Source organism: Pantoea wallisii, from assembly GCF_002095485.1.
Taxonomy (GTDB): domain Bacteria; phylum Pseudomonadota; class Gammaproteobacteria; order Enterobacterales; family Enterobacteriaceae; genus Pantoea; species Pantoea wallisii.
The window spans coordinates 1-1,679 of sequence record NZ_MLFS01000126.1 but is presented as its reverse complement, the minus strand read 5'-3'; the positions used below and the strand labels follow the sequence as shown (position 1 = coordinate 1,679).

3 protein-coding genes and 1 pseudogene are annotated in these 1,679 nt (G+C 43.8%); 2 read left to right on the top strand and 2 right to left on the bottom strand.

Annotation, left to right across the window (positions count from 1 at the left end):
* On the top strand, nucleotides 1-493 hold a 493-nt coding region (locus HA48_RS21855; RefSeq protein WP_128603172.1), incomplete at its 5' end, for a phage tail protein.
* Nucleotides 490-1,083 (top strand): tail fiber assembly protein, encoded by a 594-nt coding sequence (locus HA48_RS21850; protein ID WP_244182933.1) that lies wholly within the window; start codon nucleotides 490-492, stop codon nucleotides 1,081-1,083. The genes HA48_RS21855 and HA48_RS21850, both read left to right, overlap by 4 nt.
* A gap of 87 nt (nucleotides 1,084-1,170) precedes the next feature.
* Here HA48_RS21850 and HA48_RS22225 read toward each other — a convergent pair whose 3' ends face one another.
* On the bottom strand, nucleotides 1,171-1,344 hold the full coding sequence (locus HA48_RS22225) for a hypothetical protein (RefSeq protein WP_167377167.1): 174 nt from the start codon (nucleotides 1,342-1,344) through the stop codon (nucleotides 1,171-1,173).
* Nucleotides 1,331-1,679: pseudogene (locus HA48_RS22320) on the bottom strand (phage tail protein); the annotation flags it as partial. The gene HA48_RS22225 and the pseudogene HA48_RS22320, both read right to left, overlap by 14 nt.

Below are 1,679 nucleotides of genomic sequence, written 5' to 3'. Positions count from 1 at the left end.
CCTCGGTTTGGGGGAAGGATCAGCGTTGCCTGTGGGGGTGCCGGTACCGTGGCCCACAGCCACGCCGCCAACCGGCTGGTTGAAATGTAATGGCGCTGCCTTTTCAGCTTCAACTTATCCATTGCTTGCTAAAGCGTATCCTTCGCTAATTCTTCCAGATTTACGTGGCGAGTTTATTCGTGGGTGGGATGATGGACGTGGGGTGGATAATGCTCGCCAGTTATTAAGCTGGCAAGCTGCCACACTGGTCGAAAGTTTTGGCCTTGCTCAGGGCTCAAATAATAACTTTATCTTTGTTACAAGGCCTGCCGCGACAGTCACGAGCGCAAGTGCTAATTATTATACGCAAGATTATGATTCCAGGGAGGCACTCTATGGTTCATCTGAATCATATCCAGGTATTAACTTTACGGCTATTGGATCAGGAGCTGGCGCAGGTTTTAGGGTGCGCCCACGGAACAAAGCATTTAATTACATTTTGAGGGCTGCATGATGTCAGTTGCGAAATTAAATAGCGAACTTATAGCTATACAAGCAGGGGAAGTTACGATCTATAACTTTGACAGCGAAACGATTGAATATTTGTCATCGTCCATTGAATATCTTGCTGTCGGAGTTGGTTTGCCTGCTAATGCCTGTATAGATGCACCCCCTGTAAAAAAAAGCGGTTACGCAATCTGTCGAACGCCTGATTTATCCGCTTGGGAATATATTACCGACCATCGAGATGCGTATGTGTACGATATTAAAACCAGGGAAAGAATTACCATTAGCCAGCTTGGAGAGTATCCAGTAGAGACCACACCGCTGGCGCCTGAAACACCCTGGGATGTATGGGATGGCGGCGCATGGGTTAAAGATGTAAAAGCTGAGAAAGAGGCACTCATTAATCAAGCTGAACAGCAAAAAATTTCTTTGATGAATCAGGTTAACAGCGATATCCTTCCTTTACAAGATGCCGTCGATTTGGGTATCGCCAGCGAAGATGAATCAAAGGCTTTGCAGTCTTTGAAAAAATACCGGGTGCTACTTAACAGAGTTAATCCCTATTTAGCTCCTGACATTGACTGGCCCAAAAGATAAATGTAATTCTCCATAATTAAGAGGTAGTGAGAATCTCTTCTCACCGCCTCTTAATTAAATTATTAAAAAGCAAGAAGTATCTTCATGCTATTCTATTTCTTTTAATATTGGCTCGCCGTCTTTGTTCACTGACAAAACCATACCCTCCGGAACATTCACTGTAGTAAAAAACCAATTATCTTCAAAAAGTTCAATTACGTTTGAAAGGTCATGAATTCCGGGAATGGCTTCGGTCATTGTTACTGGATTAAACAGGCGCATAATAAACTCTCCATGAGAAACCATTACTCGATGGGTTACCCGTTGCTGACATAATACAACGAGCTTGAAAACCTGACGTAGTTGTTAATTGATCAATTACCATTGAACTATGACTGGTATTATTGTTAACACCAGTATCCCCGCTTAGCCTTTCAGCAATGCTGATATATCTGCTCACTGCGGGTAATTCTATGGGGTAAGTTACCGTAGCCAAGCCATTGACTATTGATACGCCATATCCAACCAATTCAATGGCACCATCTGACCAAACTATCCATGCACCATTAGCATTTCTCCCTCTGCTTCTTACGTATTTGGCCTCCCCCAAACCGAGG

Bases quoted from the DNA above. Each gene is read 5' to 3' on its own strand.
- HA48_RS21850 (WP_244182933.1), top strand. From the start codon at position 490: ATGATGTCAGTTGCGAAATTAAATAGCGAACTTATAGCTATACAAGCA.
- HA48_RS22225 (WP_167377167.1), bottom strand. From the start codon at position 1,344: ATGCGCCTGTTTAATCCAGTAACAATGACCGAAGCCATTCCCGGAATT.